This window comes from Halorubrum sp. AJ67 (assembly GCF_000513435.1).
On sequence record NZ_CBVY010000005.1, the window covers coordinates 235,737 to 240,386 of the forward strand.

General features: G+C 61.9%; 4 protein-coding genes and 2 pseudogenes. 2 read left to right on the plus strand and 4 right to left on the minus strand.

From position 1 onward, the window contains the following. The first annotated feature begins 282 nt into the window (after nucleotides 1-282). Entirely contained in the window at nucleotides 283-1,029 is a 747-nt protein-coding gene (locus BN903_RS07180) for an IclR family transcriptional regulator (RefSeq protein ID WP_048077077.1), read from the plus strand. A 56-nt stretch (nucleotides 1,030-1,085) separates the two neighbouring features. Next, nucleotides 1,086-1,725 (plus strand): annotated as a pseudogene (locus BN903_RS07185) (bifunctional 4-hydroxy-2-oxoglutarate aldolase/2-dehydro-3-deoxy-phosphogluconate aldolase). Between the two features lie 215 nt (nucleotides 1,726-1,940). Here BN903_RS07185 and BN903_RS07190 read toward each other — a convergent pair. From BN903_RS07190 to BN903_RS07200, 4 genes and pseudogenes are all read right to left on the minus strand, one after another. After that, nucleotides 1,941-2,210 (minus strand): annotated as a pseudogene (locus tag BN903_RS07190) (transposase); the annotation flags it as partial. Nucleotides 2,211-2,226: 16 nt separating this feature from the next. Continuing rightward, a complete protein-coding gene (gene gdhB / locus BN903_RS07195; RefSeq protein WP_048077079.1) occupies nucleotides 2,227-3,519 on the minus strand; it encodes a glutamate dehydrogenase GdhB in 1,293 nt (430 codons plus the stop codon). 2 nt (nucleotides 3,520-3,521) lie between these two features. Beyond that, nucleotides 3,522-3,665 (minus strand): rubrerythrin-like domain-containing protein, encoded by a 144-nt coding sequence (locus BN903_RS16595; protein ID WP_154018076.1) that lies wholly within the window; start codon nucleotides 3,663-3,665, stop codon nucleotides 3,522-3,524. A gap of 202 nt (nucleotides 3,666-3,867) precedes the next feature. After that, nucleotides 3,868-4,650: bacterio-opsin activator domain-containing protein (locus BN903_RS07200; protein ID WP_048077080.1), on the minus strand; the 783-nt coding region annotated here is incomplete at its 5' end.

A 4,650-nucleotide genomic window follows, 5' to 3' on the forward strand; every position in this document is an offset into this window, starting at 1 on the left:
CATGATCGTCCCTGACTATCGGTCTCTTTCATCACAAATATATAAAACTACCGTGCGTGAGTGCTAAAATCGTCTCAGAACCACGATTTGAACGTTTCCTTGGAGTGAACAGATTTCTATTATATACTCTTTTGACCTGTCCAACCCGATTTGGTACAAATTCCACTTTGAAAGTATTTCATTTATAATATATTTATTCGGTTTTATACACCGTGTCACGCTGTCGTTCTCTCATACTAAACAAACGTTATACGGCTGTCGGTCATACCGCTCTACGAAACGATGGGGGACACGGACACCGTCGCCGTTCAGGCGACCGCGACGTCTTTCCGGATCGTCGAAGAGCTGTACGACCGCGACGGCGGCGGCGTCACCGAACTAGCGGACGCGCTCGACGTCTCGAAAAGCGCGGTACACAACCACCTCTCGACGCTCTGTGACCTCGGATACGTGAAAAACGTCGGGGGAACCTACGAACTCACCCACCAGTTCCTCCGGATCGGGTTCGGAACGAGAGAACGGAACCCGGTCTACCACGCCGCGCGGAGCGAGATTCGCATGCTCGCGCGGAACACCGGTGCCGTCGCGAACCTCGTGGTGCCCGAAGACGCCGAGGCCGTCTACCTCCACCGGATCGGGACCCGAGACCACCCTGTCGCGGTGGGCGACGGCGTCCGCCTCCACGCCGCCGCCGCCGGCAAGGCGATCCTGGCGTCCCGGTCGCGGGAGCGGGTCGACGAGTACGTCTCCCGCCATGGTCTCGACCGGGAGACTGACCGGACCGTGACGGACCCGGCGACGCTCCGCTCCGAACTCCGGTCGATCAGGGACAGAAACATCGCCTTCGACCGCGGCGAGTTGGACGAGAACTGGCAGTGCGTCGCCTCCCCGATCGTCGTCGACGGCGACCCCGTGGGCGCGGTCAGCGTCTCCGGCCCGTCCGACGAGATGCAGGGGAAGCGGTTAGAAGAGGACACGGCCGGACTCGTCTCCAGCGCCGCGAAGACGATCGAACTCGAACTGTTGTGACGCGTCGCGCTCTCCGACTCGGTCCGATTTAAGACCCCTCGGGGGGAGATACCACCATGCGAACTGACCGATTCGACCGGATCACGGACGGCGGCGTGATCGCGATCCTCCGCGGCGTAGCGCGCGACGACGCGGTGGCGGTCGCGGATGCCGTCGTCGACGCCGGTGTGACGGCCCTAGAGGTAACCGCGGACACGCCGAACGCGACCTCGTCAATCGAGGCGATATCCGACCGCGTCGACGACGCGCTGGTCGGCGCTGGAACCGTCCTCGACCCGGAGACGGCGCGAGCGGCACAGCTCGCGGGCGCGGAGTTCCTCGTGACGCCGACGGTGAACGCGGACGTCATCGAGGCGGCGAACCGCTACGGAACGCCGGTCGTGGTCGGCGCGTACACCCCGACCGAGGCGCTCGAAGCCTATCAGGCCGGTGCCGACGCGGTGAAGGTGTTCCCCGCGAAGACCGGCGGTCCCGACCACGTCGGGGCGATCGGCGGCCCGCCTCCCCCAGATCCCGCTCGTCCCGACAGGCGGCGTCGGCGCGGAGAACGCCGGGGAGTACGTCCGGGCGGGCGCGGTCGCGGTCGGCGTCGGGAGTTCGATCGTCGACAGCGAGGCGATCGCCGACGGCGCGTTCGACGTGATCGAGTCGAACGCGCGGGCGGTTGTTGAGGCCGTCTCGGCGGCTCGGGAGTGACTCTCGTCGGTGTCGGCGAACGCGCGGTACAGACCGACTCCGCACAGACCCTCTGTCGACCGTGTTCTCACGGGTCGCGACGTTGTCCGGCCGTCCTCGATTCGTCCGATAGCGGCCATCTCGGGCGGCATTGACCGTTCTGATCTCGGTTTTCCGCTCTGCGTATCGGCGACCTGAAACCGCTCTCCTCAGACCGGACTCAGCGCCATGGAGGAGCGGTCTTGGTCGCGCTGAAGCAATCGTTTGGCCTGGGCTTTCTCGCTGGTGTGCATCCGCTTTGGCACGACGTACGTGACGCCCCGGTCGGCTATCGCTTCGAGAATATGCTGGCTGTCGAACTCCCGGTCCATGAACACGCGGTCAACGTCGACGAGTTCTATTGCCGAGTCGAGGAGGTCCTCGACAATCTCTGAGCGAGTGTCACCCTTCCGGATGGGACGTGCGTCGAGAACCAGTGGTACGGAATCACCGACGAGGTGGACCGTATCCGGTGATGGGGTGCTACGGCCAGAGCCCACGCGTCTGGTGAGCTTCGGCAACTCGGGAGAGTGCAACGATGTACGCCGCGTCACGCCACGTCACGTCTCGGGCGTCGAACTCCTCGCGGACATCCTGCCACGCGGCCAGCATCTCCGTTTCGAGTTCGTCGTTGACACGCTCTAGCGACCACGACCGCCGATTGATGTCTTGGAGCCACTCGAAGTAGCTCACCGTCACACCGCCAGCGTTCGCCAAAATGTCCGGGATCACCGGGACATCTCGCTCAGCAAATATCTCGCTTGCTGTAGTCGTCGTCGGCCCGTTTGCCCCTTCAACAATCATCTCCGCTGCAATATCGTCGGCGTTGTCCGCCGTCAGGACATTCCCGATCGCAGCCGGAATGAGTACGTCAACATCGAGTTTCAGTAGTTCCTCGTTCGTAACGGCCTCTGGAGCGTCCTGATGGGTGACTGCCTCCGGTTCCTCGTCGTGAGACGGGATCGCGTGCGTGTCGAGTCCCTCCGGATCGTAGATCCCGCCGTTGACATCGCTGACAGCGACAACTGTCGCACCCCAGTCGTCGAGCAGGCGCGCCGCGTTCGCGGCGACACTACCGTACCCCTGTACGGCAACCGTAGTCTCCTCGGCATCTCGGTCGTAGTACTCGATAGCTTCACGGGCGACGATCGCGACGCTTCGACCGGGTGCTTCCTCTCGACCTTCGCTCCCACCGACGATCGGCGGCTTTCCGGTGACAACGCCGGGAATCGTCTCGCCCTCCTGCATCGAATAGGCGTCCATCAGCCACGCCATCGTCTGAGGGTCCGTTCCCATGTCCGGCGCAGGAATGTCCTTCGTCGGGCCGATGGCAGACCGAATCTCGTCGGTGAACCGCCGAGTAAGTTGCTCTTTCTCGTCGTCTGTCAGTTTCTTGGGATTCACCGCGATGCCGCCTTTCGCCCCCCCGAACGGAATATCCATCACAGCGCACTTCCAGGTCATCCACATGCTGAGACCAACACACTCCTCGCGCGTGACCCCCGGGTGGTAGCGGAGCCCGCCCTTGTGCGGGCCGCGGACGCTGTCGTGTTGGGCCCGGTACCCCGTGTAGACCTCGACGTCGCCGCTCTCGCGCTCGATGGGGACGGTGACCTCGTGGACCTTCTTGGGGTATTTGAGTCGCTCGACGACATTCGGGTCGATATCGAGGTGGTCAGCAGCGTGCTGGAGCTGCCGGCGCGCAGTCTCCAGGGCGGACTCCTCCTCGGTCGGTTCTTCTTGCGGCTCGTCGGGTGTCGTTGTTGTCGAAGCCATCGTTATTCGATCGGTGTATGTCGATTCCGCATCTCGCCGCCACAGTCAGGGCACGAGCCGGGGTTGTCCTCTGCGAGGATGATGTTTCCACATTCGAAGCACTCGTATGGCGATTCCTCGTCTGGGATCTGATCGGTATCTCTCATTACTGATTGCGAGACCCAGCACCGTTAGGCGGGGTACTCTACCTACCCATAATGAGAATATAAGGAAATATCCAGTAGTTTAACACCGAACCTTGACTCGGAGGACGACGTTTACTATACAAGCATTTGGGCGATATCGATACGGTCGGAGTACTTACTAGCCAGATAGACGCTTGGCAGGTCTCCAGATACGGTAGGGTCGTCAGTCAGCGTGTTGTGCGGGTATCGATGTGTGATCGTCGACGAGTGCCGCGAACAATTTTCGCTGTGACGTTCTGACGTGCTGGTAGAACGCTTGCGGCGAAATATCCAGCGAGTTCGCAACAGCCTCACCGTTAGCCTTCCGCGGTGATTCAAAGAACCCACTATAGTACGCCGTCTCGAGGACTTCTAGCTGTCTGTCCGTCAGCCGGTCGAGGACGGACGCGTAGAACCCGTGTTCGGATGCCTGTTCACGGGTCTGCTTCGACACCAATTCGAGATCACCGAACCGATCAGCCAAGAACTGGGTCACATGCCGAACTTCGATGCTCGCCGGCAGATCGACGACTAGCGTTGTACCCGCCGTCGTTGCCGTCGCACTCCGAAGGACGGCCCCGTGATCAGCTAACTCTGTCGCAAGGAATGGATCCGACAGCTGGAGTCGTAAGACACCGCCAGAATCGCCGCCACGAATCCGCTGGACATCCTCGACAACGGTGAGCCCGTCCGTCGCGTCGACGACGGTATCGAGTGGCGCGTCATCCACGGTGACGAACACATAGTTCTCGGTAGCAGTCTGCTGGACGCCGCCGTCGTACGCCAGCGTACAGTCAGCCGCCGTAGCCAGTTGCGTGAGCACGAACGACTGGTCGCTGACCTCGTACTCGATTCGCGTCATCGACGTCGTGAGCAGCGCCTGCTTGCGCTCGGTCGCGCTGATCGCGGCAGCAATCGTCTCCCCGAGTTCCGAAACGACCGTCTGAACGGTTTCGTCGAACGCGTC